The sequence below is a fragment of the Paraburkholderia sp. 40 genome (assembly GCF_050434105.1).
In the GTDB taxonomy this organism is placed as follows: domain Bacteria; phylum Pseudomonadota; class Gammaproteobacteria; order Burkholderiales; family Burkholderiaceae; genus Paraburkholderia; species Paraburkholderia tuberum.
Map to the genome: position 1 here is coordinate 79,257 of NZ_JBNPVY010000003.1, position 24,672 is coordinate 103,928.

The 24,672-nt window shown below is 62.1% G+C and carries 21 protein-coding genes and 1 pseudogene; 17 read left to right on the forward strand and 5 right to left on the reverse strand.

What is annotated here, in order from left to right:
- Positions 1-202: 202 nt before the first annotated feature.
- Complete coding sequence (locus tag OKW28_RS15765) at positions 203-880, forward strand: FadR/GntR family transcriptional regulator (RefSeq protein WP_429447116.1); 678 nt, start codon at positions 203-205, stop codon at positions 878-880.
- Positions 881-920: 40 nt separating this feature from the next.
- Here OKW28_RS15765 and OKW28_RS15770 read toward each other — a convergent pair whose 3' ends face one another.
- Both OKW28_RS15770 and OKW28_RS15775 read right to left on the reverse strand, forming a co-directional pair.
- Positions 921-2,246, reverse strand: coding sequence for a type II toxin-antitoxin system HipA family toxin (locus tag OKW28_RS15770; RefSeq protein ID WP_429447118.1), 1,326 nt, complete (start codon positions 2,244-2,246; stop codon positions 921-923).
- Between the two features lie 2 nt (positions 2,247-2,248).
- Positions 2,249-2,692, reverse strand: coding sequence for a helix-turn-helix transcriptional regulator (locus tag OKW28_RS15775; protein ID WP_429447120.1), 444 nt, complete (start codon positions 2,690-2,692; stop codon positions 2,249-2,251).
- A gap of 900 nt (positions 2,693-3,592) precedes the next feature.
- On the opposite strand from OKW28_RS15775, the gene OKW28_RS15780 reads away from it, so the two are divergent.
- From OKW28_RS15780 to OKW28_RS15790, 3 genes are all read left to right on the forward strand, one after another.
- Positions 3,593-3,970, forward strand: a complete 378-nt coding sequence (locus tag OKW28_RS15780) for a hypothetical protein (protein ID WP_035471298.1) — start codon at positions 3,593-3,595, stop codon at positions 3,968-3,970.
- 11 nt (positions 3,971-3,981) lie between these two features.
- Positions 3,982-4,200, forward strand: a complete 219-nt coding sequence (locus tag OKW28_RS15785) for a YMGG-like glycine zipper-containing protein (RefSeq protein ID WP_429447121.1) — start codon at positions 3,982-3,984, stop codon at positions 4,198-4,200.
- Between the two features lie 466 nt (positions 4,201-4,666).
- A complete protein-coding gene (locus OKW28_RS15790) occupies positions 4,667-6,232 on the forward strand; it encodes an alpha/beta hydrolase (RefSeq protein WP_429447122.1) in 1,566 nt (521 codons plus the stop codon).
- 113 nt (positions 6,233-6,345) lie between these two features.
- On the opposite strand, the pseudogene OKW28_RS15795 reads toward OKW28_RS15790, so the two are convergent.
- Both OKW28_RS15795 and OKW28_RS15800 read right to left on the reverse strand, forming a co-directional pair.
- Positions 6,346-7,505: pseudogene (locus tag OKW28_RS15795) on the reverse strand (endo-1,4-beta-xylanase).
- A 364-nt stretch (positions 7,506-7,869) separates the two neighbouring features.
- Positions 7,870-8,178, reverse strand: a complete 309-nt coding sequence (locus OKW28_RS15800) for a BON domain-containing protein (RefSeq protein WP_429447124.1) — start codon at positions 8,176-8,178, stop codon at positions 7,870-7,872.
- Between the two features lie 844 nt (positions 8,179-9,022).
- On the opposite strand from OKW28_RS15800, the gene OKW28_RS15805 reads away from it, so the two are divergent.
- The 9 genes from OKW28_RS15805 to OKW28_RS15845 all read left to right on the forward strand — a co-directional run bounded on the left by OKW28_RS15805 (position 9,023) and on the right by OKW28_RS15845 (position 19,009).
- Positions 9,023-10,177, forward strand: coding sequence for a porin (locus tag OKW28_RS15805; protein ID WP_429447126.1), 1,155 nt, complete (start codon positions 9,023-9,025; stop codon positions 10,175-10,177).
- A gap of 198 nt (positions 10,178-10,375) precedes the next feature.
- Positions 10,376-11,467: a LacI family DNA-binding transcriptional regulator gene (locus OKW28_RS15810; protein ID WP_429447128.1), complete on the forward strand. Its 1,092-nt coding sequence runs from the start codon at positions 10,376-10,378 to the stop codon at positions 11,465-11,467.
- Positions 11,468-11,656: 189 nt separating this feature from the next.
- The gene (locus tag OKW28_RS15815; RefSeq protein ID WP_429447130.1) at positions 11,657-12,904 is read left to right on the forward strand and encodes an ABC transporter substrate-binding protein; all 1,248 of its coding nucleotides are present in this window, start codon (positions 11,657-11,659) and stop codon (positions 12,902-12,904) included.
- Between the two features lie 130 nt (positions 12,905-13,034).
- Positions 13,035-14,069: a carbohydrate ABC transporter permease gene (locus OKW28_RS15820; RefSeq protein ID WP_429447132.1), complete on the forward strand. Its 1,035-nt coding sequence runs from the start codon at positions 13,035-13,037 to the stop codon at positions 14,067-14,069.
- The gene (locus tag OKW28_RS15825; protein WP_090810629.1) at positions 14,066-14,896 is read left to right on the forward strand and encodes a carbohydrate ABC transporter permease; all 831 of its coding nucleotides are present in this window, start codon (positions 14,066-14,068) and stop codon (positions 14,894-14,896) included. Before OKW28_RS15820 ends, OKW28_RS15825 begins: the two co-directional genes overlap by 4 nt.
- A gap of 58 nt (positions 14,897-14,954) precedes the next feature.
- Positions 14,955-16,292: a GH1 family beta-glucosidase gene (locus OKW28_RS15830; RefSeq protein ID WP_429447134.1), complete on the forward strand. Its 1,338-nt coding sequence runs from the start codon at positions 14,955-14,957 to the stop codon at positions 16,290-16,292.
- 112 nt (positions 16,293-16,404) lie between these two features.
- On the forward strand, positions 16,405-17,535 hold the full coding sequence (locus OKW28_RS15835; RefSeq protein WP_429447136.1) for an ABC transporter ATP-binding protein: 1,131 nt from the start codon (positions 16,405-16,407) through the stop codon (positions 17,533-17,535).
- 866 nt (positions 17,536-18,401) lie between these two features.
- Positions 18,402-18,620 carry a type II toxin-antitoxin system Phd/YefM family antitoxin gene (locus tag OKW28_RS15840; protein ID WP_429447138.1) on the forward strand — a complete coding sequence of 73 codons (219 nt, stop codon included), beginning with the start codon at positions 18,402-18,404 and terminating at the stop codon, positions 18,618-18,620.
- Complete coding sequence (locus tag OKW28_RS15845) at positions 18,620-19,009, forward strand: type II toxin-antitoxin system VapC family toxin (RefSeq protein WP_090810623.1); 390 nt, start codon at positions 18,620-18,622, stop codon at positions 19,007-19,009. The genes OKW28_RS15840 and OKW28_RS15845 overlap by 1 nt, the downstream gene beginning before the upstream one ends.
- Here OKW28_RS15845 and OKW28_RS15850 read toward each other — a convergent pair.
- The gene (locus OKW28_RS15850) at positions 18,988-20,064 is read right to left on the reverse strand and encodes a LacI family DNA-binding transcriptional regulator (RefSeq protein WP_311541059.1); all 1,077 of its coding nucleotides are present in this window, start codon (positions 20,062-20,064) and stop codon (positions 18,988-18,990) included. The two genes, OKW28_RS15845 and OKW28_RS15850, sit on opposite strands and share 22 nt — an antisense overlap.
- Before the next feature lie 245 nt (positions 20,065-20,309).
- Between OKW28_RS15850 and OKW28_RS15855 the strand changes: the two genes are divergently transcribed.
- The 4 genes from OKW28_RS15855 (at position 20,310) to OKW28_RS15870 (ending at position 24,617) form a co-directional block, all read left to right on the forward strand.
- On the forward strand, positions 20,310-21,605 hold the full coding sequence (locus OKW28_RS15855) for an extracellular solute-binding protein (RefSeq protein WP_429447140.1): 1,296 nt from the start codon (positions 20,310-20,312) through the stop codon (positions 21,603-21,605).
- Between the two features lie 60 nt (positions 21,606-21,665).
- Positions 21,666-22,583 (forward strand): carbohydrate ABC transporter permease, encoded by a 918-nt coding sequence (locus OKW28_RS15860; RefSeq protein WP_429447141.1) that lies wholly within the window; start codon positions 21,666-21,668, stop codon positions 22,581-22,583.
- 3 nt (positions 22,584-22,586) lie between these two features.
- On the forward strand, positions 22,587-23,417 hold the full coding sequence (locus OKW28_RS15865) for a carbohydrate ABC transporter permease (protein ID WP_184023548.1): 831 nt from the start codon (positions 22,587-22,589) through the stop codon (positions 23,415-23,417).
- Between the two features lie 69 nt (positions 23,418-23,486).
- Positions 23,487-24,617 (forward strand): ABC transporter ATP-binding protein, encoded by a 1,131-nt coding sequence (locus OKW28_RS15870; protein ID WP_429447146.1) that lies wholly within the window; start codon positions 23,487-23,489, stop codon positions 24,615-24,617.
- The last annotated feature ends 55 nt before the right edge of the window (positions 24,618-24,672 follow it).

Consider the following 24,672-nt stretch of genomic DNA (forward strand, 5'->3'; position numbering starts at 1 on the left):
GACGGTCCGAATGGAAGAACCAATATGGAATGGTTCAATTGGAGAAAATGAAAGCGTAAAACTAACGAAGCCGGGCTGCACCCGGTGTTAACCATCAACATATGACCCAGTATAGCGAATCAAAAATAACCGGGTCCTGCTATGTCATGCCGCCTCGATTCTGGTATCGTTGGAACCAATACAAATTGGTTCGGCGGACAACATGGACAAACCGGTACTGGATGCGCTGCTCGACTACATCGCCGATCATCAGTTGAAGGACGGCGACGCGCTGCCGCCCGAACGAAAGCTCGCCGAGGAACTGGACGTGAGCCGCCGCGACCTGCGCGCGGCGCTCGCTTCGCTCGAGGCGTCGGGGCGGGTGTGGCGCGGCGTCGGCCGCGGCACCTATCTGGGCGCGCGGCCGCTGAAGTTTGCGCCGACGCTGCGCGGCTTGCGCGCCGGCGCCAGTCCCGCGGATATCGCCGAAATGCGGCTGCTGTTCGAGCCGGCGCTGGCCGCGCTGGCCGCGACGAAAGCGAGTGGCGACGATCTGCAGGAGCTGGAGAAATGCGCACGCAAAAATGCCGCCGCGAAAAACGACGACGAGTGGCAGCAATGGGATCATCGCTTTCATTTGCTGATCGGACATGCCACGCGTAATCCCGCGTTGATTGCGTTGATGGAGGTGATCAACGGTATGCGGGTGAAGCCGGAGGTGCGCGAGAAAACGTCCGCGCAGGAGACGCGGCAGTTTTTCGCGCAACAGCATCAGGCGATCGTCAATGCGCTGAAAGCGCGCGATGCGGATGCGGCCGCGCAATGCATGCGCGAGCATCTGCTGAGCGTGCAGTGGCGTGCGTCGGCGAAGACCGATGGTGCGGCGGCGCGGCGTGCGTGAGGTTGCCGTGGTGCCGCGCGTCGATCAGGATGGCGGCGCTTTACTGCGCAAGCTTCCGGTTCAGCCGGCGCATGCCGTCGAAGACCGCATCGGCCACGTCCAGCGGAAAGTCGGCGGGCAGTTGCGACGAGACTGTGTCGATCACCGTCTCCGTTTGCGCGGTCAACTGATCGATCAGCGTATCGACGTCCGCGGCGGAAAAACCGACGCGCTGTCCTTCGGCCACCCAATGCCGGCGCTGGATCTGATTGAGCAGGTAGTGGACGTTCTTGCCGCGAACCGCCATCGCCAGTTTCACTTTTTGCGCCGCGAGGCGCCCCGCGCCGCTGCCGATGATCGGATGCGCGGACAGCACGTCATAAAGCGGCGTGGATTCGTAGCGATTGCCGGGCAGATGCGCAATGCTGAAGTTCTTCGCGTGGCCATCGGTCGCGGCGAGCAGCCAGAAAACCAGCTGCGTCGCGAAGAAGTTGCGCCGGTCCGTCGTCGCGCGTGTGGACCTCGCGAGTATCTCCATGATCGCCTCGATGCCCGGACCGCCGTCGGACTCGTACTTGTGCAGCGCCGACGTGCCAGTGGCCTGGCACATGTCCTCTTGCGGCAGACGCACGATCCACGTGGCGTCGCTCGACAAACGGCGATCGAAGCGCTCGACGACCAATACCTTCTGCTCATCGAATCGCGCGATTTCGCAACGCGCGACGGGCAGCCCGTAGGCCGCGACGATCTGCGAGCACAGCCATTCGTTTTCCACCGACGTGCGCATATCGGCGCGCATGTTGCCGACGAGCCCGAGCGGCAGCTTGAAGATGTGCGTGGTCGGCGTGCTGCCTTCGGGCAGCAGCCAGCGATTGCGATGACGGAGCAGCGCGGTTTTTTCCTGCGCGCCGGCGATCGACAGACGCAGGTCTTCGAGCGGATCGTGCTGCCCGAGCGGCGCCGCCGTCGTCGTGCCGCGTAGCAACGCCGCGATGTCGCTGTCGCTGAGTTCGCGACCGTGGATGCTCGTCAGATCGCTCGGCTCTTCGTCCGGCGACAGCAGTTGCAATGCGCCGACGCAGTCTCGTCCGAGCGCGGTGAGCAACGCAAACGGCGCGGCGCTGCCGGTCCGGTAGCGCGCGGCGATGCGGCGCCGGATCGGTTCGCTGTCGGGCAGCAGGTTGTCGAAATAGTCGGCGACGATCTGGCCGCGATACGCCTGATTGCCCGGTGTGAACGGCAGCGACAGCGATAGCGGACGTCCTTGCGGATCGTCGATCCATTCGTCGGCATAGCTCAGACGTTCGCCGCTGCGTGTCGTTTCCCAGGCGCCGACCCGCAGGCCGTTCATCCACAGATTCAGACGGTTCGGTGTGCTGCGCGCCATGCTTACCAGTCCTCCCGTTTCTTGCTGGTGCTGGCCGCTTTGGTTGCCTTGGCGGGTTTGACCGCTTTGGGCTTTTGCGCCGACGGTCCCGGTTTGAGCGGCAAGCGCGTGGCGCGTTTAGCGTTGCCTTTGGCCTCGACCGGCGCTCCGGCGACCGGCGTTCCGCTCCCGGCGCGGCGGGAGCGGTTCGGCGCCGGCGCGGCGTCTTCCACGGCCACGCTTTGCGTCGATCCGCTCTGCGCGAGCTTCAGATCGACCTGCAAGACCCGCAACACCCTGAAGAGTCGTTCGACGCTGACGGTCGCCGGATTCGCTTCGAGTTGCGCGTAGGTCTGTTGCGTGACCCCGAGATGCGCGGCCATCGCGGCCTGAGTGAGGCCGGCGGCCTTCCTGAAGCCCTGCAGGATCGGTCTGAGCTGGCTCAGTGTCTTGATGGCGTAGTCCACGGTCGATCTCCGGTTCGGCTGCGGCGGCGTAACAGGCCAAAACCTGTAAATAACAGATACAGTCTATACGCTGTATTTAGCAAATACAAGCTAGAGACTGTTAATGACGAGCACGGACGCATTTGAAACGGCGTCCCCTCACGCTACTCATCACGCAACTAACGGTCAACCGCGCACCGCCAACCCCTTCGCTGCTGCGCAGCCACTCCGCCGCAGGCAACATGTGATCGACCGAAAATAAAGATGATGGACAAACGCATCCATAAAATCGCATCTGTTTCACTGCTGGCTGGTGCTGCCATCAGAAAGAAGCAACGCCTCGACCGGAAATAGATAAATCCGAATCGTTTTCGATTGACGATCTAATCAGGAAGCCGACATTCAGGCAAAACAAAAGCTGTTTTCGCATTGCGTGGCTAGAACACTGAATGGCCGTCGATAACGAATCGCTAGCAATATCACGGGCGCTCAAATCGAGCGCAGGATAACCGACGAGTGTTGACGCGCATTGCATCGTATCCTTTCGCTTGCCGAATGAAATTTGACACAAATGTCACGCGCCGCGCATCGAGCGGAAACGGGCTTGGAAATTACAGAAAAGGCTGTAGACTCTATAGCGTGTCTTACGCGGCGAGGCCAACACGAGTCCAATCGTTGCGCGCACCCAGCATGTGTGCAAATCACTCCAATCCGCCACGAGATTTTCTGCCATCAAGGTGTCTATTCGCTGATACGACCCAACGCCAATAGAACCCGAACCGGCGAACCACGCCGACCGGTGAACCTGAAAGGAGATTCGACGAGACACACAGACCATTCTTCCAAATAACGTGATCGACGCCGCCGGATGCGGTCGTCGCCGGCGGGCCGCTGGAGAACATAACTTCTTTGGAGTATGTGATGGCAAGCAAACCACAATGGCGAACGCTGTTATCTCTGACTTTTCTATCGCTGGCAATGATGGGCAACGTCGCGCGTGCGGAGAGCATTCCAATTGTCACAGGCCAGCAATGGATGCAGTCGACCGATGAGCAGAAGAAAGCGTATCTGGTCGGCATCTCGAATGTGATCGACGTCGAGCGCGCCTATGCCGGCAACACAGCGAACAGCAATGACATCGCACAGCGCTTCGGCAAGGGCATGCAAGGCCAGACACTCGACAGCGTGCGTCAAGGCCTCGACGGCTACTACGCCGCCAATCCCACGATGATCCAACACCCGGTGATCGAGACCCTCTGGTTCCAGATGGTCGTGCCCGGCCTGAAGAAAAATCAGTAAGGAGAACGATCATGAAACGACTTGGGTGGATCGTCAGTATTGGCGCACTGGCCGCGATGATCGGTTGCACGGACATGAGCCCGCAGACGCAGGGAACGGTGAGCGGCGCGGCACTTGGCGCGGGCGCAGGTGCGGGCATCGCGGCGATCGCCGGCGGCGATGCGTGGACCGGCGCGATCATCGGCGGCGCGGCGGGCGGCGTGGCCGGCAATATCCGCGGCCGTCAGTAATTACCGGCGAGCAGGCAAGGCTGGGGCGCGACCTGGTCACGTCCCGGTTTCGTTACTGAAGCGCACGGCCCGATCAGGCCTTGATCAGGCATTCCACGGCCGTCGAGTGAAGCGATTTCCGAGGCGTCGCTGAAGGACCGTTCTTCCATGGGGCACCTCTCCCTTCCCCGCGACGCCGTATGCATTCCGTGCCATTTTCCTCACGTCGAATGTCAAGTAACGAAGCGAATGGGGCGAATTCATTCGCGCTCGCGACATCGCGCATCCCCAGTTCGTCATGAAAATCATCCGTTCATACACGAGCCGCTGTCGACGTCGCGTTGCGCGCCCGGCCGACAAAGTTTGAACCGGTGCTTAAAAGCCCTTAGGATATCCACACCGGAAGCCGCCGCGATGGCGGCATGCGCACACCGCGCAGAGAGCAGCCTGCCCGCGGTGCAACCTTCATCTCATCAAGAGAACACGAATGCTGCGCACGTCACTGAAGGTAATAAAGATAAGTGCATGGGTTCTGGTGCTGCTGGCGGTGCTCGCATTGGGGCTACGCGCGTGGTATTCGCAGCGCGGGCCGGAGTTGTCGGTATGGCACACCTATGTGCCGCGCGAAATGACCGTCGAGGAAATGGACACCGCCGACTGGAACGCATACATCGAGGCGGAAAATCGGATTTTCGAGGACGTGCGCGTCAATGTCGTCGAAAAGCTGCGGCCGTCCGAGCGCATTCCGGCGAACCGCTATTACGAGGGCTCGCCGATCTTTCCGTGGCATTTCGCCGAAAACTGGAATCACTCGTACATTCTCGAGCCGTCGGGGCCACCCGTCGGCGCGGTCGTGCTGCTGCACGGCATGACGGATGCACCGTACAGCATGCGGCATATCGCGCGTCGATATCGTGATCGCGGTTTCGTCGCAATCGGCATCCGCTTACCAGGACATGGCACGGTGCCGGCGGGGCTCGTCGACGTGCACTGGCAGGACTGGACCGCGGCCACTCGGCTCGCGGTGCGTGAAGCGCGCCGTCGCGTGGGGCCGGACAAGCCGATCGAGCTGGTCGGGTTTTCGAACGGCGGCGCGCTCGCACTGCAATATGCGCTCGACGCGATCGAGAATCCCGCGCTCGCGCGTCCGACGCGCGTCGTGCTGATCTCGCCGATGATCGGCGTCACGCGTTACGCACGCTTTGCCGGTCTCGCCGGATTGCCCGCGGTGCTGCCGGCCTTCGCGCGCGCCGCGTGGCTCGGCGTCGTGCCGGAGTTCAACCCGTTCAAGTACAACTCGTTTCCTGTGAATGGCGCGCGACAGTCCTTTCTCCTCACGAGCGTGATTCAGGAACAGATTGCGCGGCTCGAGCGCGAGAACCGGCTCGATACGTTGCCGCCTATCCTGACGTTCCAGTCCGTGACGGATTTCACGGTCAGCACGCCAGCGGTGATGTCGGCGCTCTACGACAAGCTGCCTGAGAACGGCAGCGAGGTCGTGCTGTTCGACGTGAACCGCAGCGTGCGCTTCAGGACCTTCCTGCGCTCCGCGTCGTACATGGCGCTCTCGCGCCTACTGCGCATCGGTCCGCAGAACTATCGCACGACGGTGATCGCCAACGTGTCGTCGGATTCAGCGCATACTGTCGAGCGCAGCGTTTATGCGGGTGAAGTGCAAACGCGTGTCAAACCGTTGGATATCGACTATCCGCAGGATATTTTCTCGTTGTCGCACGTCGCGATTCCATTCCCGATCACCGACGCGCTGTACGGCATCGCGCCGGACGATTCGGAGAACTTCAACGAGAACCTCGGCACGCTCGCGCCGCGCGGCGAACGCGGCACACTGATTCTGACGCTCGATTCGATGTTCCGCATCGCGTCGAATCCGTTCTTCCCGTATCTGCTGCAGCGTATCGACGAAGGCATCGGCAAGATGCCGCCGCCGGTCGTCAAGTCACCGCCGCGCACGCATGAAACCGCCGACGGTCCGCCCGACGATTTCGCCGAAGATCTGAATGCGCTCGAGCAGGTTGGCTCGGACGAGCCTTGAAATCTCGATGTTTTGAATCAAGCTGACGGCAAATGCACTACCACCCTCGCGAGATGTGACCAGACGGCCCGCACCTACCGCGGGCCACCTGCTTTTCGGCTCGAAGATCGACGTTACGGCTGATACGACGAATCGACGATCGTCCACAGCGCCGCTTTCGGCTGCAGGTTCGCATCGAACGGCAGCGGCAGGTTGTTGCGCGGCACCGGCGTCGACGTCAGCCACGTGTGCTTGTCCGAATAGCCCCAGAACGTGACCGCCTTGATGCTCGGCTCCTGCTCGAACAGAGCGAACACGGCGCGATAACGCTCGGCCTGCGCGCGCATGATCTCGTTCGGCACTGGATGCCCGAGGTCCGGCAGACATGCATGCGGATCGCTCCAACATTCACCGGGATCGGCATAGAGACTCACGTCGAGCTCGGTCACCTGGTTTTCGAGGCCGAGCGCGGCGACGTCGTCGAACGCCTGCTTGATGTTCGGCAGCGGCGGCCAATTTACGCTGATATGCATCTGATGCCCGACACCGTCGATCGGCACGCCCTGCGCGCGCAAATCGCGGATCACCGCGAGCAGCTTTGCGCGCTTGCGAGGATCGTCGGTGTTGTACTCGTTGATATAGAGCTTCACGTTCGGGGCCGCCGCGCGCGCCGCGCGGAAGGCGATAGCGATGTAGTCCTTGCCGAGCGTCCGATACCACGGACTGTCTTCGCGATACACCTGATGCGGATCGTCGCTGATCACTTCGTTGACTACGTCCCACGCGTAGACCTTGTCTCGGAAGTGTGTGACGACGTCGGTTACATATCGATCGAGCCGCTTCGCGACGATGTCGTGATAGAGCGGATCTTTCGGATCGCCGGCGAAGAACCAGTCCGGCGCCTCGGTCCAGTCGCCGGCCTTGAAGTGCCACAAGAGCGTGTGCCCGCGCACCGCAATGCCGTGCGCTTGCGCGAACGCGACGATCCTGTCGGCCGGTTCGAAGTTGTACTTGCCTCCGCGACGCCGATCGTGCCCGGCTTCATCTTGTTCTCGGCGGTCAGGCTCGAGAACTGGGCGGCGACGAGCGCCGCGTCGGCGGGACTGTCGATTGAATCAGGTTCAATCGCCGCGCCGACCTTGAAGTGCGCGGCCATCACACTGCGCAATGACGGCAGCGCCTCAGCGGGCGCCGCGGCGAGCGGCTGGCCGTCATGAGCGACGGTGGCCCGGTTGTGCGCGCAACCTGCGGTTGCGAGCGCGCAAACGGCGACGGCTGCGCAGAGCATGCGCATTGAAGTCCTCAAAGGACGCACTCCTGGTCTCCTTATGACGGAATGCCGGTTCGGATGTCTTCTCTAACCATGTCTACAGTTACCGGTAACAGTGAAGATGTTAAGCAGCCTCTGTCAGCCCCGCTATGAGGGATTTACCTGACATATCGACGAGACATGGATGGTGAATCAGCGTTGAGTCGACCGGCTTGACACGGCGTGGGTTGAAAGCGCTTTCAGATGGGGATTGCACGGAACCGACGCGCGGCTAACGGCGCGAAACAGGGCGCCAGTCACTGAATTCCAACTGGCGAGCAGGAAAACCGAATCCGCTGAACGCGCGGGTCTGCTTCAATCGTCGTCCGCGCCGCGATTCAGTTTGATTTCAATGCCCGTTCAGCGAGCCAGCGTCGGGCGAGAGCCAGTTGTCCACCGAGGTGACACCCGGTACCGACATCGCACTCTGCTCGGCACGCGCGACATGGTCCCGCTCTGGCACCCATCCGACCAGCGTGATCCGCCCCGAGTGGGCAAAGACGAACACATGTGACATCCCGACTCCGCTGTGCGCCTCCGCGACCCGCACGCTATGGGCGAGTTGTTGGTCGGTGGCTTGCGAATCCTGGGCATGGGCCGCCGGCGCTATTGCGCTTGAAATCAGCAGCGCGAGTGTAGAAACAAGGGCTGTTTTCACGATACCTCCTTAGAGTGCCAAGGTGTGCCGGCAAAATCCGCCGGCAAATCTTCCGGTTCGACTCGATGCGAGGCGTCGGAAGTGCACTGGACAAAATCCTCTTTCCACTGCATGCGTCGCGGTTATCGCGGTTGCGCGCCGAGGTTTTGCCAGTCGGGGCGATGTGCAGTCATGCCTTCGCCCGCAGAAAAGTTGCAAGGGCAGCGTGTTCGAACGGGACGTCGCATGTGCGGCGTGGCGGGGGAACAGCGAGAGCCGAGGGATGGGAACTGGTTGGAGCGTTCGTGATGGAGCGCGAGAGCCAGACAGATGCGCCGACAATCCCGCACTCAGCCGGCTACGCCGCTGAGCCCGGCTCGTTGCCTAGCATCGTATGCATTGATGATAGTCGCTAATGTCCACCACTGCTGGCGGCTCCTGCGCCAGTTCGTCAAGCCCGAACCGGCAATGCAAGGGAGGCGGCTCGTTGCATCTTCGCAACATCAAGCGCGAAATTTTTCTTGCATTCGAGCGCGTCTTCCTCGTTAAGCAAGCGCTGAGCGACGCGCGAGACGGATTCGCGCATCGTTTCGGTGCATGAGTTCAAACGGATTTCCGACGCTTGTGACCATCACGTAATGGTCACAAAGCAGGGCGCTACTGCGGGATCGTCCGGCGCGCAACTGTTATCGATAACAGCGTTTTCCCTGAGCAGTTAGTTTGATGCGCGGCGAAAGGTCATCCCTATAATCGCCTCGAAATGTGAAGCAAATAAGTAGCGAGCATTTCGGCAAGAGGGGAAACGTGTGAGAACGCGTGCGTCCTGTGCGGCTTGGAGACGCCAAAATATATATAGGATATCTAAATGAAGAAGAAGCTTATTGCTGTGTCGGTGATGGCAGCCGCGACGACTGTGGCCCATGCGCAGAGCAGCGTCACGTTGTACGGCCGTATCGACAACGGCATCCAGTTTGAAACCGGCCTCCCGGGCGGCCACGCGTGGTCAGCCCAAAGCGGCGACTGGGGTTGCTCGTGGTTCGGCCTGCAGGGCGCCGAAGATATCGGCGGCGGCACAAAGACGGTCTTCCAGCTCGAAGGACAGCTCAACACGATGACCGGTGCATCGGCCGGCAATCTGTTCGGCCGTCACGCGACGGTGGGCCTGACGAACGACCACTGGGGTTTGTTCAAGATCGGTAACCTCGGCGCCGGCGAACTGGCGCAGGACAGCTGGGGCACCGACCCGCAGGTGATGCAGCGCTACGCGATCTCGACACTGGTGCGCGGCCGCAACTGGACGAGCACCAGCAACGGCGCGGAGTACAACTCGCCGGTGCTGTTCGGCGGCCTCGTGCTGAAGGGCCAGTATTCGCTGACCAACAACACGAGCTGGAACTCGGCGCCTGTCAACTCGGCTGGCGTGCCGACCGGTCAGGGTCGTACGAACGCGGTCGAAGGTGTGTACACGTGGGGCAACGGCGACGTCCGCGTGATCTATGACGAAGTGCGCGGCGCCAACGGCTCGTTCAACAACGTCTACTCTGCTTCGCGGATGGCCCTTGTCGGCGGCACGTACGTGCTAGGTCCGGTCAAGCTGTACGCGGGCTACCAGCACCTGAGCGCGCCTGACGCGACCAACGCGAGCGTGGGCGTAACCGATGCGTCGCAGCCTCTCGGCGTGAGCGCGCCGACCAGTGTGAACCACGAATGGGTCGGCGCTGCATGGCAGGTCACGGCGCCCACGCTGTTGACGGCTGCGGTCTACCACGCGAACGCGAACAACGGCAACGGCAATGGAACGCTGTTCACGCTCGCCGCGACGTACGCGCTGTCGAAGCGCACGTTCCTGTACACGGAAGCCGGCTACGTGCACAACAGCTCGACGTCGAACCTGAACCTCGGCAACGGGCCGTACGGCAACAACAACTTCGATGCGGTGACGGGCACGTCGTCGAACAGCAACCCGAACTATGGTCATAGCCAGACCGGCGTCTTCGCCGGGATCATGACCTCGTTCTGAGTTGAGGTTGCCTGATCAGCAATCGCAGTGATCTCTTTGTTTCAAGGACTGTTTATTTCTCTTTCATAGAGAGGCCGGTGCGACGCCTCCTCCACCCTCGTCGCATCGGCTGCTTTTTCTTTTTTTGAATTCATCACCGGACGTAGTGCGCCTCTTCATATCTGAAAGCGCTTTCATCACAGGATTCAGGCAGAACTCATGACCCACGACGGCTCCAACGACAAACCCGGCGCGCCCAAGGTATCCGACGTACCCGCTGCGCCCAACGTGACGCTCGAAGCCATCGCGCGCGCGGCCGGTGTTTCTCCGAGCACCGTATCGCGGATCCTGAACGGTTCTGCGCGCGTGCTTCCCGCCAAGCAGCAGGCGGTGGAAGCGGCGATCGCGCGTTTCAACTATCGGCCGAACGTGCTCGCGCGCAGTCTCGCGAGCGGGCGGACCGAAACGATCGGCGTATTGACGCAGGCGGTGTCGAGCCCGTTTTACGCCGAGTGGCTGCGCGGCATCGAGGAGTCGTTGTACGAGCCGGGCTTTACGCCGATCTTCGTGAGCAGCCGCTGGAACATCGACGACGAAAAGGCGCGCCTCGAGCAGTTCATCGCGCGGCGCGTCGATGGAATCATCTTGCTGCACGCGCAACTCGATGAGTCGACGTTGACCAACTACTCGCGGCACGCGCCAATGCTCGTACTCGGCCGCTCGGTACAAAACAGCGCGACGCTCGCTGGCCTGCCGATCGACAACATGCAGGGCGCACGCGACGCGACCCATCATCTGATCGAGCAAGGCCATCGCGAGATCGCCTTCATCGCCGGGCCGGCAAGTCACGAGGATGCGATCGAGCGCCTCGTCGGCTACCGGACCGCGCTCGAGGAAGCGGGCATCGGCTTCGATGCCGATCTCGTCGAGCAGGGCGATTACCTCGAAACGGGCGGCGTCGCAGCGATGGAGCGCCTGATGGCGCGCCATCCATCGTTCAGCGCGGTGTTCTGCGCAAATGATCAAACCGCGTACGGCGCGCGCCTCGCGATGTTCCGCCGCGGCGTGCGGGTGCCGGACGACGTGTCGCTGGTCGGCTTCGACGATTTGCCGACTTCGTCGTACATGACGCCGCCTTTGACGACGGTCCGCCAGCCGACTTACGAAATCGGCCGCCTCGCCGCACAGGGCATCGTGCAGATGATCCGCAAGCAGTCGATCGCGCTAAGCCCGATTCCGCTCACGCTCGTGACGCGTGAAACCACGCGGCGAATCACGCCGCCGGTAAAACGGGGGGATACGCCTACGTAGCGGCTGTTTTTTCGCCTCAACGTGAAAGCGCTTTCATGTATCGGCAGTCAAGCAGAAATTCAGCAGCGCATTCAGCACCAAGCAGAGCAGCACCATGCAAAGCAGCAACAAAGACAACAGGGGAAGTAGGTCGCAGCAACCGGATATTCATCGAATGCAATTCAAACAGGGTTCTTCAGGAGACGAGTAATGAAATTCCGCTTTTCAGGCTCTGCCACCGCCGTTCTGCTCAGCCTGGCCGCAGTCGGCGCGCACGCCAACACCACGTTGACGGTCGCGGTCTTTCCGAAGCTGGATCAGGAAATCAAGGACGCGCTTCCGGCGTGGAAGAAGCTGCATCCGGACGTCGACATCAAGGTGTCGTCGCTCGCGATCGCCGATCATCACAACGCAATGACCACCGCACTCGCGACGGGCTCCAATCTGCCCGACGTGATGGCGGTCGAGGTCGGCTTTATCGGCCGCTTCGCCTCGGGCGGCGGTCTCGAGGATCTGTCGAAGGCGCCGTATAGCGCGGGCCAGTACAAGAGCGAGTTCATCAACTACACGTTCGCGCAGGCGACCACGCAGGACGGCACGATCGTCGGCATGCCGGCCGATATCGGTCCGGGCACGCTGTTCTATCGCAAGGACATTCTCGACAAGGCGGGCGTGACCGAAGCCGACCTGACGAAGTCGTGGGACTCGTATCTGGCGGCCGGCGTGAAGATCAAGAAGGCGACGGGCGCGTACCTGATGGCATCGTCGCGCGATATCGAGGACATCTACATTCGCGCCGACCTGAAGGAAGGCAATGGCGTGTACTTCGACAAGGCCGGCAATCCGGTCGTCACGTCGCCGCGCTTCGTGAAGGCGTTCGAACTCGCGAAGAAAGCACGCGACCTCGGTCTCGACGCGAAGATCACGCCCTGGTCGAACGAATGGGCCGAAAGCTTCAAGCGCGGGACCGTCTCGACGCAGATGATGGGCGCGTGGCTCGGTGGTCACCTGTCGTCGTGGATCGCCCCGGACACGAAGGGTCTGTGGCGCGCGGCCAATCTGCCGAACAACGCGTACGCATCGTTCGGCGGCACGTTTTACTCGATTCCGGCGAAGGCGACGCAAAAGCCGATGTCGTGGGAATTCATCAAGTTCCTGACGACGCGTCAGGACACGCAGCTCGCATCGTTCCGTTCGATCGACGCATTCCCCGCGCTGCTCGCCGCGCAGAACGATACGTTCTTCGCGGAGCCGGTCGCATTCCTCGGCAACGAGAAAGCGCGTCTGATCTGGCGTGACGCAGCCTCGCACATCCCGGCGATCCAGCGTAGCAAGTACGACCAGGTCGCCGAGGAAGCGGTGCACTCGGCGCTCGACAAGGTCGTCGACGACGGCGCAGACGTGCATACGGCGCTCCAGGAAGCGCAGGACCAGATCGCGCATCGGGTCCGCCGTTAAAGCGGTATCGATGCAAGGTCGCGGCACGCTGCGTGCCGCGACCGAAGTGTGTCGCAGTGCGCTGCAAGTCTGCTGCAAACAGCGCGGCCGGTCATCGATCCCGGCCACGCCCGACTGGACGGAACTATTGATGAACACCCCGCTGCCCTCGACCCAAGAGGTCGCCCGCGATGCGCGCGCGAGCGATGTGCTGAGCTCGACCGCGCCGTTCGCCGCGCCGCGCAGAACTTCGCGGCTCGATCCGGTGAAAGTCGCACCCTACCTGTTTCTCGGTCCATTTTTCCTACTGTTCGCGCTATTCATGGCGTTCCCGCTGCTGTTCTCGCTGTACCTGTCGTTCCAGAGCTGGGACGCGACGGCGGGGCTCGTGAGCATGAAGTGGGTGGGTCTCTCGAACTTCACTTTCACGCTGACCGACCCGTGGTACTGGAAGTCGCTGTACAACACCGCGTCGATGGCGATCATGTCCGGCGTGCCGCAGCATCTGGTGGCGCTGCCGCTCGCATTCTTTCTGCAAACCGCGTTTCGCCGCTGGCGCAACCTGGTGGTCGGCCTGTACTTCCTGCCGTTCATCACGTCGAGCGTCGCGATCGCGCTGATCTTCTCGTCGCTGTATTCGACCGACTTCGGCATGATCAACCTCGCGATCGCCGAGCTCGGCAAGCTGGCCGGCCTGCACTGGATCGTCCCTGCGCATCCGATCGAGTGGCTCTATAACCCGAAGAACGTCAAGCCGGCGGTGTCGGTGGTGATCTTCTGGCGCTATGTCGGCTGGAACACGGTGCTGTATCTGTCGGCGCTGCAAACCATTCCGAAAGACCTTTACGAGGCCGCGCGCATCGACGGCGCGAGCGGCTGGCAACAGTTCACCCGCATCACGATTCCGCTGATCAAGCCGATGATTTTCTTCGCGGTCACGCTGTCGATCATCGGTGGGCTGCAACTGTTCGAAGAACCGTTCATCCTGCTGCCGAACGAAGGCATGGGTACCAGCCAGTCCGGTCTGACGACGGCCGTCTATATGTATCGCACCGCATTCCACGACGGCGATTTCGGCACCGCGAGTTCGATCGCATGGCTGCTGTTCATTTCGATCGGCGCGTTGATGTGGTTGAACACGCGGATCTTTCACCGCAGCGGCATGAACGAGGAGACACAGCGATGAAATCGTCGAGCAACAAGGGCCGTTATATTGGCTACGCGATCGTGGTGGTCGGCGCGCTGCTGATGTTCTCGCCGTTCTACTTCATGTTCGTGTTCGCGACGCACACGAGTTCCGAGATTTTCTCGATGCCGCCCCCGCTGTGGTTCGGCAGCGCGTTTCTCGACAACATGGCCTCGCTGATGCGGCACATTCCGTTCTGGCGCAATCTCGGCTGGAGCTTCTATACGGCCACGATGCAAACCGTGCTGACGCTGCTCGTCACGTCGATGGCCGGCTACGCGTTCGCGATGTACGAATTCCGCTTCAAGAAGACGCTGTTCGCGATCGCGCTGACCGCGATGCTGGTGCCGCCGTTCCTCGGCATGATTCCGACCTTCATGACGATGAACCTGCTCGGCTGGATCGATCAGCCGCGCGCGCTGTACGTACCTGGCGCGGCCGCCGCGCTCGGCGTGTTCCTGATGCGCCAGTACGTCGCGGCGGCGATTCCGTCCGAGCTGATCGAGGCGGCGCGCATCGACGGCTGCGGTGAATTCCGCATCTACTGGAGCATCGTGATGCCGCTGCTGGGACCGGCGCTGGGCACGCTTGGACTGATCAGCTTCATTCAGGCGTGGAACAACTTCCTGTCGGCGCTCGTCGTGCTGCGTTCGCCGTCGATGTACACGCTGCCGCTCGCTCTGCGCATTCTGCAAAGTCCGACCAATTCGGATTGGGGCGCGGTGATGGCGGGCTCCGCGGTCGCGGTGCTGCCGTTGCTGGTGCTGTTCGCATTCACCTCGCGGCGTTTGATCGACGGTCTGACGACCGGCGCGGTCAAGGCTTGAGATTCTTTCTTTCATTTTTCACGCCCGCGCGGGCGTGACATTCAGGACAACATCATCTATGTCGACGTATCGATTCAACGATGACTTCGTCTGGGGCGTCGCCACCAGTTCCTACCAGATCGAAGGCGCAGCGCATGAGGACGGCCGCGGCCCGTCGATCTGGGACGCGTTCTGCAACGTGCCGGGCAAGGTCGTGAACGGCGAGAACGGCGATGTCGCATGCGATCACTATCACCTGGTCGAGGAAGACCTCGACCTGATGGCCGAACTCGGGGTCAAGGCTTATCGCTTTTCGATCGCCTGGCCGCGCGTGCAGCCGACTGGCCGCGGCGCATTCAACGACAAGGGCCTCGCGTTTTACGAGCGCCTCGTCGACGGTTTGCTCGAGCGCGACATCCAGCCATTCGCAACGCTGTATCACTGGGACCTGCCGTTGTCGCTGCAGCATACGCAAAACGGCTGGGAAAGCCGCGACACCGCTTATCGCTTCGCGGACTACGCGCGCAAGATCGGCAGCGTGCTCGGCGATCGCATTGCATCGATCGCGACGCACAACGAACCGTGGTGCACCGCGTGGCTCGGCAACGCAACCGGCTATTTCGCGCCGGGCAACGCCGATCTGAAGAAGGCCGCGCATGTCGCGCACCATCTGCTGCTGTCGCACGGTCTCGCGTTGCAGGCACTGCGCGCCGATGGCGTGAAGGCGCCGCTCGGCATCGTGCTGAACCAGTCGCCGGCGCATGGCGCGACGGATGCGCCCGAAGATCAGGCCGCCGCGTCGCTCGAATACGCGAAGTTCGTGCGCTGGTACATGGACCCGCTGTTCAAGGGCGAGTATCCGGCCGAGGCGCTGGAATGGTATGGCGCGAACGGTCCGCAAGACGTGATCCGGAGCTGCGATTTCGACATGATCGGCACGCCGATGGACTTCCTCGGCGTCAACTACTACACGCGGATCTTCGCGAGCGCATCGGGCGACAAGCGTCCGCCGGGCGCGCTCGGCTTCACCGACATGGATTGGGAAGTCTATCCGCAAGGTCTCACCGAATTGCTGACGCGCATCAACGCCGACTACAAGTTGCCGCCGATCTACATCACCGAGAACGGCTGCGCGGCGAAAGACGTGCTCGATAACGGCCGCGTGCACGACGCCGAGCGCGTGCGCTTCTACGACCTGCATCTCGCCGCCTTGTCGGACGCGGTGAAACAGGGCATCGACGTGGCCGGCTATTTCGCCTGGAGCCTGATGGACAACTTCGAATGGGCGTCGGGCTACGACAAGCGCTTCGGCATGGTCTACGTCGACTACGCGAGCCAGCAGCGCACGCTGAAGGACAGCGCGTGGTGGTATCGCGACGTGATCGCGCAACACGCCGGCGTCGCGGCTGGGCGCTGAGGCGCACGCCCGGCGACGGGCGCGTCGAACCTCGCGTGGCGCGACAGTAGTGCGGCAGTGCGATAGCGTCACGCGGGGTCTGCAAGTACAAGGATTGAGGAGGAGGCATCAAATGGGCGAACTCGTATTGCGCAACGTCACGAAGACGTATGGCGAAGGACCGCAGGTGATCCAGGGCATCGACCTGCACATCCCGGACGGTCAGTTCACGGTGTTCGTGGGACCGTCGGGCTGCGGCAAGTCGACGATGCTGCGCATGATCGCGGGGCTCGAGTCGGTGACGGGCGGCGACATTCTGATCGACGGCGTACGCGTCAACGATCTGCAGCCCACGGACCGCGGCATCTCGATGGTGTTCCAGAGCTACGCGCTCTACCCACACATGACGGTAGCGGAAAACATGGGCTTTTCGCTGAAGCTGTCGGGCAAGTCGAAAACGGAAGTGCGCGAGGCGGTGGGCCGTACCGCCGAGATCCTGCAGATCACACATCTGCTGGAGCGCAAACCGAAGGCGCTGTCGGGCGGCCAGCGCCAGCGTGTCGCGATCGGACGGGCGATCGTGCGCAAGCCGCGCGTGTTCCTGTTCGACGAACCGCTGTCGAATCTCGACGCTGCGCTGCGCGTGCAGATGCGTATCGAACTCGCGAAGCTGCATCGCGAACTCGGCACGACGATGATCTACGTCACGCACGATCAGATCGAGGCGATGACGCTGGGCCAGCAGATCGTCGTGTTCAACAAAGGCTGCATCGAGCAGACCGGCGCGCCGCTCGATCTGTATGAGCGGCCGGCGAACCGCTTCGTCGGCGGCTTCATCGGCTCGCCGCAGATGAACATGCTGACCGCAACGCTGGTGTCGCGAAGCGATGCGCAAACCGTCGTGGCGCTTGCTGGCGCGAGCCAGCGCATCGTGCTGCCCGGCCGGCTGGCGCAGCCGGTCAGTGGCGAGTTGACGCTCGGGGTGCGCGCCGAGCATCTGGGCATCGGCTCGCTCGACGAAGGTCTCGCCGCGCGTGTCGAACTGGTCGAGCATCTCGGCGACGTCTCAATCCTGCATGCTCGACTCGATGGCATGGCGCACGCGATCGCGCTGAAGCTCGGCAAGAAGGACGCGCAGCACGCGGTCGGCGCGCGTGTCGGGATCAAGGTGGCGTCGTCGTCGGTCACGCTGTTCGATGCGAACGGCGTCGCGGTGAGCCTCGCGCGACCCGAAGTCGGCGAGGACGTCGGCGCGGTGGTTTGACAGGCCGATGTCGGCGAGTGAGCAACGGTACACCGATGGCGGAAAGTGCGATGGAGAAAAATGTAGCGAACAACGATGGCAAGGCCGCGACTAGCAATCCGTCCGGGCACCGGTCTGACCGGACGTCTGGTGAAACCGCCGCTGCCCCGAACCGCGGGCAACCGGCTACCGAACGAGAGCCGCAGCAGCGCGGCAGGCTGAAGAAGCCGCGCGAATCGTTGCATGCGTGGATCGTGCATTTCGATGCGGAGCCTTCATCAGGGCCCCCTGCATCGAACGACGAAGACTGACGCAAGCAGCGATGATGTTAGCCAGTTCGCATTGAATATTACGCGTTACTTTCGACGCCTTGCATCGAGCTTTCTCCTTGCCGGGCTTGATTTAGAGGGTCCAGTCGAGGGGTCGGATAGTGGTTCGGAGCTTAGGTAAACTCCGCATGGCGGCCGCGAACATGCGCCATTAACATCCGCTAACGTTAAGGGTAACGTTCAGCAAGTTTGCATCTATTCGAAGATCTATAACACGGGGCAAAACATTGCAAGCCAAGACGCGCCGCGCCGCTATCCGGCACGACCCGGTATGGCCAGAGCGGTCTGTGTAAAACCAATTGATTAGATGAACGTGCATCGGTTGCGCGCAGGAATTGGCGCTACCGATGCAGGCTGTGTCGCGGTTACGGTAGTTGTCGCCGCGAGTTGGATTGGAGCTCGAGGGAGCTCCTGGCAGTAGGCTGGGAAGCAACGACTGAGAGCAAGGTTGATAAAGAATGTCGGGCACGCATCGCTGGTGTTCGCCTGCGGGCGCACTGCCCGATACAAAAAATACCGTTGGATTTTTGCTGGGTGGAGAGCGTCATGGAAAAGCGAGTGTCTAAAGCCATTTTCAAGTCCCGGGCCTGCGAGCTGTTCCGTCAGGTCGAGGCATTGGGCGAAACCGTGGTCGTCACCGACCGCGGGCAACCCACCATCGAAATCCGGCCGTATCGCAGCAAGCAGGAAAATCCGCTCGAGCTGCTGCGCGCGTCGATTACGCATTTCAACCTGAAGCACGCGTTGCAGCCTGTCACTGCCGAGCAGGACGAGTAATGATCACGCTCGACACGCTTGCGCTCGTGTGCTGGCTCGGCAGGCAGAAAGCGCTGAGCCAGGCCGCGCACGATGCGATCGATCGGGAGCTCGCCGGCGGCGAGATCCTGATTTCGGCAATCAGTGCGTTCGAAATCGCGGAGTTCGTGAAGGTCGGCAGTCTCGGGCTGTCGATGGACGCGCGCAGTTGGATGTCGACGTTTCTGTCGCTCGACGGCGTGCGGATGATCCCGGTCGACACCGAGATCGCGTTTCGCGCGGCCACGCTGCCGCCCACGCTCGCCTTGCATCAACGCCTGATCGTCGCGACCGCGCGCACGCATGGCGGCGCGCTCGTGACTTCGGATGCGAAAGTGCGCGCGTCGACTTACGTCGAAACGATCTGGTGACGGCCGCGGCGCTGCCTGGTGCGGACGGGGCCGGTGGAATCGCGCACCACCAGTTCCGCCGGCAGCGTGATGCGTTGCGAAGCGGCGTCGATCCCGGCGATCTGCGCGAGCAGCGTGTTGACCGCCGAGCGCGCCATTTGCTGGAACGGTTGGCGGATCGTGGTGAGCGCCGGGTGAAACTGCTCGGACATCGGGATGTCGTCGAAGCCGATCACCGAGATGTCGTCCGGCACGCGCAGACCCGCTTCGCGGATCGCGGCGATCACGCCGAACGCGCTCTGGTCGTTGGCCGTGAAGATTGCGGTGGGCGGCTCGGCGAGATTCAGCAGGTCGAACGTGACGTCGAACGCCATCATTTGCGACAGGTCGCCCGCGGCGACCAGCGCGTCTTCGCGTGGCAGGCCGAGGCGAGCCAGCGTGTCGTGATAGCCGCGTTGCCGGTCGCGCACGCCTTCGATCGTTTCGTCGCCGGCCAGAAACGCGATGCGCTTGTGACCGAGCTCGGCGAGGTGCTCGACCGCGAGACAGGCGCCGCCGTAGTTGTCGACCGACACCGACGGGAAGCCCGTCAGCGTGCCGCGCTGATCGACGACGACGACCGGTACCTTCGCGGTGGCGAGCGCCTCGAGGCACAGCGACTCGCGCGGAAGAATGGCGAGGATACCGTCGGAGAATTGCTGGATGAGCCCAAGCAGGTCGTGATGCGTATGACGATCTTCGTCGAACACCGTGTAGACCAGCATCTCGCAGCCCGCGCCACGCGCCGCACGGCCCGCGCCGAGAATCAGTTCGCTGGAGAATTGCGTGTCGAGTGTTGGCGTGATGATGCCGATGATGCCGTTGCGGCCGCCCGATAGTTTCTGTGCGGTGCGGTTGACGACGTAGCCGATGTCCGACGCGATTCTCAGTACTTCGTCGCGGGTTTCGCGCGACACGCCGGGACGGCCGTTGAGGGCGCGCGACGCGGTCATCTGGGACACCCCGGCAAGCTTGGCAACGTGCTCAAGCGTTGGGGTCTGTCTTGCCATGCGGGTCGAAGGTGTGCGAGAGGTCATTGGATGGAGCGACTCGCTAATCGCGTTAGCGATACCGTTTATGTAGTCGTTATTCTAGCAGAACCCTTTATATTTCAGCTTTCCCACAATCGGTCCATCTTATCCGGCAGTTGCGTCGCAGCCCGCCGGGACCAGGTAAAATCCCGCATAGCCTTACTTCACGCATCGACCTAACATTCACTAACGTTAAGGCTAACGTTAATGTTTTGGTGATTTCTTATAAATCCAGAAGAGGGGACACACCCATGGCGTACCCGGCTTTGTTTAAAGCGCGGTCCATCATCGGCGCGACGGCGCTGCTGTTTTCGTTGTCTGCAGTTGTTTCGAACGCCGTAGCGGCGGACTCCAAAACGATCACGGTATGGGACCAGCAGACCAATGCGTCGTCGAGCAAGATCATTCGCGACGCGTCGGATCGATTCGAAAAGGCGGTTCCGGGCTACAAGGTCGAGAATTCGCACGTCCTGAACGAGGCATACAAGACTAAGCTGAAGGTCGCCTTCGGCGCGAACCAGCCGCCGTGCGTGTTCGAGAACTGGGGCGGCGGCGGGCTGCACGAATACGTGAAATCCGGCCAGATCGCCGACCTCACGCCGTACCTGGAGAAGGATCCGGCGTACCGCAGCCGCTTCATGCAAGCGTCGTGGAATGTCACGACGTTCGACGGCAAGACCTACGGTGTTGCCGCCGAAAACGCGGCGGCCGCGGTGATCTTCTACAACAAGGAAGTCTTCAAGAAGTACGGCATCACGCCGCCGAAGACGTGGGATGAACTGATGCACGTCGTTGAAGTGCTGAAGTCGCACAACGTTGCAGCGTTCTCGCTCGCGAACAAGAACAAGTGGACCGGTTCGATGTACTACATGTACCTCGTCGACCGTATCGGAGGTCCGCAAGTCGTGAAGGACGCGATCGAAGGCAAGGGCAAGGGCTTCGAAGATCCGGCGTTCGTCGAAGCCGGCAAGCGCATTCAGGAACTCGTGAAGGCTGGCGCGTTCGCACCGGGCATCAACGGTCTCGATTACGACTCGGGCGCCTCGCGCCGCCTGCTGTACACGGGCAAGGCTGCCATGGAGCTGATGGGCGCCTGGGAAGCTTCGACGATCGCGAACGAAAATCCGACGTTCTCGAAGGATCTGGACTTCTTCGCGTTCCCGAGCGTGCCGGGTGGCAAGGGTGATCCGCGCGACCTGATCGGGACGGTCGGCGACGGCTTCCTCAGCATCTCGACCGAGTGCAAGACGCCGGACGCAGCGTTCAAGCTGATCCAGGCACTGACCGACGAGCAGGCGATGCAGGCTCGCGCGTCGGATGACCACAAGCTCCCGCCGGTCAATAACGTCAAGATCGACGATCCGTTCACGCAGCGTCTGCAGCAAATGCTTGCCGCCGCTCCGAGCGTGCAGCTCTGGTACGACCAGGCACTGCCGCCGGCCCTCGGTGAAATGCACAAGGACACGACGCAAGCACTGTTCGGTCTGTCGCTGACGCCTGAGGCTGCTACGCAGCAAATGGAAGCCGCTTCGAAGAAGGGCGGCTGATCTCCAGTCTTAAAGAAAAGTCCGACCGGCACCGCGAGGTGCCGGTCGGCATACAAGCCCGTGAATATCGCACTTTCCGCTACACCCGAACGCCGGCTGAGATTTTCATCGCAAACGCTCGTCACGGTTGTGTTTCTTGCGCCGTCGCTGCTGCTGCTGGCCGTGTTCCTGCTTTATCCGCTCGTCTCCAGCCTGCGGCTGTCGCTGCTCGACTGGAACGGCCTCGGCAACACTGCCCGTTATATCGGGCTCGCGAACTGGGCGCGGCTCGCGCACGACACGGTGTTCTGGCAATCGCTGAAGAACAACGTGATTCTTGCTGTCGCGTCGATCGTCGTCCAGCTTCCGATCGCGCTCGCGCTCGCCGTGCTGCTGGAGAAGGCCGGGCGTGGCTCGCGCTTGCTCAAGGTTCTCTATTTCCTGCCGCTGCTGATGTCGAGCGTGGCGATCGGTGTGCTGTTCAAGCAAATCTACGATCCGAATTTCGGTCCGATCAACGTCGCGCTGCAGGCATTCGGGCTCGATGGCCTCGCGAAGGACTGGCTGGGCGATCCGCATTTTTCGCTGGCTGCGACCATCGCCGTGATCATCTGGCAGAACGCGCCTTTCTACATGATTCTGTTTCTCGCCGGCCTCTCGTCGATGCCGGCCGAGGTCAACGAGGCTGCGCTCCTCGACGGCGCATCCGAGTGGACCATTTTCTGGCGCATCAAGCTGCCGCACCTGCAAGGCACGGTGCGCACCGCTGTGCTGCTGTCGGTGCTCGGGTCGCTGCGTTACTTCGATCTCGTCTTCGTCATGACCGGTGGCGGCCCCGAAGGCTCGTCGGAGGTGATGGCCACCTACATGTATCGGACGGTGTTCAGTTCGTTTCAACTCGGCTACGGCAGCACCATCGGCTCGGCGATGTTCCTTATCGTCATCACGGTGGCGGCGGTGTCGATGTACTTCACCCGCCGTTATGCAACCGAGGTCTGAACCATGAACAAGAAACTACGCTTCCCCCGCGTGGGGGTTCCTCTGCTGGCACTGATCTGGCTGGCCGTCACGACGATTCCGTTTCTCTTCATGGTCGCATCGAGTTTCAAGAGCCAGGAAGAGACCTTCGCGACGTCAGTGTGGGCGCCGCCGAGCCACCTGTATTGGGGTAACTACGCGGCTGTGCTGCAGGGGCCGTTTTTCACTTATTTCCGTAACAGCGTGTTCACGGTGGGCGTGTCGGTGCTGCTGATCGTCATCATCAGTGCGATGGCGGCCTACGTGTTTGCGCGCTTGCGCTTCTCGCTGAACAAGACGCTGTTCGGTCTGGTGGTCGCCGGCATGATCGTGCCGCTGCATGCGACGCTCGTGCCGATCTATCTGCTCACGCGCAACCTCGGCCTTTACGACACCGCGTTCGCGCTGCTCGGCCCTTATGTGGCCCTCAGTCTGCCGGTGTCGATCTTCATCCTGACCGAGTTCATGCGCCAGATTCCGCGCGAGCTCGAAGAAGCGGCGCAGCTCGACGGCTGCAGTCCGTTCCGCATCTTCTGGCGTATTTTCTTCCCGCTTTCGGCACCGGGGCTCGCCACCGTGACGATCTTCAACGGCATTGGTCTGTGGAACGAGTTCATCTTCGCGTACATGCTCACGTCGACGGCCGAACACCGTACGCTGCCGCTCGCGATTTGGGACTTCATGGGGCAATACGCGTCGAACATACCCTCGATGCTGTCTGTCCTCGTTCTCACGTCGTTGCCGCTGATCGTTGCCTACGCGTTCGGTCAGGAGCGCGTGATCAAGGGGATGATGGCCGGCTCGCTCAAGGGCTGATCCGCATCGCACCTCACCTCGAATCGTGTGGGCCAAAGTGGCCCGCACACCGAACTTCGCATAAACGATATGGCAAGCATCTCTCTCACTAACATACAGAAGTCCTATACGAGCGGTAACTCGGTGATCCGCGACGCCAACCTCGAAGTCGGCAAGGACGAATTCTGCGTGTTCCTCGGGCCGTCGGGCTGCGGCAAGTCCACGCTGCTGCGCATGATCGCCGGTCTCGAATCGATCACCGACGGCGAACTGCGCATCGACGGTCAACTGATGAACAACGTCGAACCCGCGAAGCGCCAGGTCGCGATGGTGTTCCAGAACTATGCGCTCTATCCGCATATGAGCGTGTACGAGAACATGGCATTCGGCCTGCGTCAGGCGAAGGTCGATAAGGCCACCATCGACAGGAAGGTGCGCAGCGCCGCTGCCGCGCTGCAACTCGACAGCTACCTCGAACGCCGCCCCGCCGCGCTGTCCGGCGGCCAGCGCCAGCGCGTGGCGATCGGGCGCGCAATCGTGCGCGAGCCGGGCGTGTTCCTGTTCGACGAGCCGCTGTCGAATCTCGACGCCGCGCTGCGCGTGCAGACGCGTACCGAAATCGCCCGTTTGCATCGCGAGTTCAACCGCGCGAGCGCGGTGTACGTCACCCACGACCAGATCGAAGCGATGGCGCTCGCCGACAAGATCGTGCTGCTGCACGCCGGCGCGGACATGGAAAAACACGGCAGCATCGCGCAGATCGGCGCGCCGCTCGATCTGTACCACCGGCCGAAGAGCCGCTTCGTCGCAGGCTTCATCGGTTCGCCGAAGATGAACTTCATGCCGGCCACGGTGCTCGCGGTCGACGACAAGGGCATTCAGGTCGAGCTGACCACGGGCGAGCGCGTGCGCGCCGAGGTCGACGGCCGCAGGCAGCGCGCCGGTTCGCAGGTCACGCTCGGCATCCGGCCGGAGCACCTCGCCCTGCCATCGGCGCAGGCCGGCGTGCAGACAATCCGCTGCGCCGTGCGCCTGGTCGAACGGATGGGCGAGCACAGCTACGTGCATGTGGACGGTGGCGTGCGCGACGGCAACGCGATGATCGCCAAGCTGCCCGGCGACGGTGGCGTGACGCACGACGAACGCGTCGAACTGGCGTTCGCACCGCACGCGTGCCACGTGTTCGACGACAAGGATTTCGCGCTGCCGCGTCTGCACTGATCCGCTTGCGATCGCGGTACTCGCACGACGCGAGCAGGCGCGGTTCCACCGCATC

Excerpts from the sequence above, each read along its gene's own strand:
- OKW28_RS15765 (WP_429447116.1), top strand. The coding sequence starts at position 203 with ATGGACAAACCGGTACTGGATGCGCTGCTCGACTACATCGCCGATCAT.
- OKW28_RS15770 (WP_429447118.1), bottom strand. The coding sequence starts at position 2,246 with ATGGCGCGCAGCACACCGAACCGTCTGAATCTGTGGATGAACGGCCTG.
- OKW28_RS15780 (WP_035471298.1), top strand. The coding sequence starts at position 3,593 with ATGGCAAGCAAACCACAATGGCGAACGCTGTTATCTCTGACTTTTCTA.
- OKW28_RS15785 (WP_429447121.1), top strand. The coding sequence starts at position 3,982 with ATGAAACGACTTGGGTGGATCGTCAGTATTGGCGCACTGGCCGCGATG.
- OKW28_RS15790 (WP_429447122.1), top strand. The coding sequence starts at position 4,667 with ATGCTGCGCACGTCACTGAAGGTAATAAAGATAAGTGCATGGGTTCTG.
- OKW28_RS15805 (WP_429447126.1), top strand. The coding sequence starts at position 9,023 with ATGAAGAAGAAGCTTATTGCTGTGTCGGTGATGGCAGCCGCGACGACT.
- OKW28_RS15810 (WP_429447128.1), top strand. The coding sequence starts at position 10,376 with ATGACCCACGACGGCTCCAACGACAAACCCGGCGCGCCCAAGGTATCC.
- OKW28_RS15815 (WP_429447130.1), top strand. The coding sequence starts at position 11,657 with ATGAAATTCCGCTTTTCAGGCTCTGCCACCGCCGTTCTGCTCAGCCTG.
- OKW28_RS15820 (WP_429447132.1), top strand. The coding sequence starts at position 13,035 with ATGAACACCCCGCTGCCCTCGACCCAAGAGGTCGCCCGCGATGCGCGC.
- OKW28_RS15825 (WP_090810629.1), top strand. The coding sequence starts at position 14,066 with ATGAAATCGTCGAGCAACAAGGGCCGTTATATTGGCTACGCGATCGTG.
- OKW28_RS15830 (WP_429447134.1), top strand. The coding sequence starts at position 14,955 with ATGTCGACGTATCGATTCAACGATGACTTCGTCTGGGGCGTCGCCACC.
- OKW28_RS15835 (WP_429447136.1), top strand. The coding sequence starts at position 16,405 with ATGGGCGAACTCGTATTGCGCAACGTCACGAAGACGTATGGCGAAGGA.
- OKW28_RS15845 (WP_090810623.1), top strand. The coding sequence starts at position 18,620 with ATGATCACGCTCGACACGCTTGCGCTCGTGTGCTGGCTCGGCAGGCAG.
- OKW28_RS15850 (WP_311541059.1), bottom strand. The coding sequence starts at position 20,064 with ATGACCTCTCGCACACCTTCGACCCGCATGGCAAGACAGACCCCAACG.
- OKW28_RS15855 (WP_429447140.1), top strand. The coding sequence starts at position 20,310 with ATGGCGTACCCGGCTTTGTTTAAAGCGCGGTCCATCATCGGCGCGACG.
- OKW28_RS15865 (WP_184023548.1), top strand. The coding sequence starts at position 22,587 with ATGAACAAGAAACTACGCTTCCCCCGCGTGGGGGTTCCTCTGCTGGCA.
- OKW28_RS15870 (WP_429447146.1), top strand. The coding sequence starts at position 23,487 with ATGGCAAGCATCTCTCTCACTAACATACAGAAGTCCTATACGAGCGGT.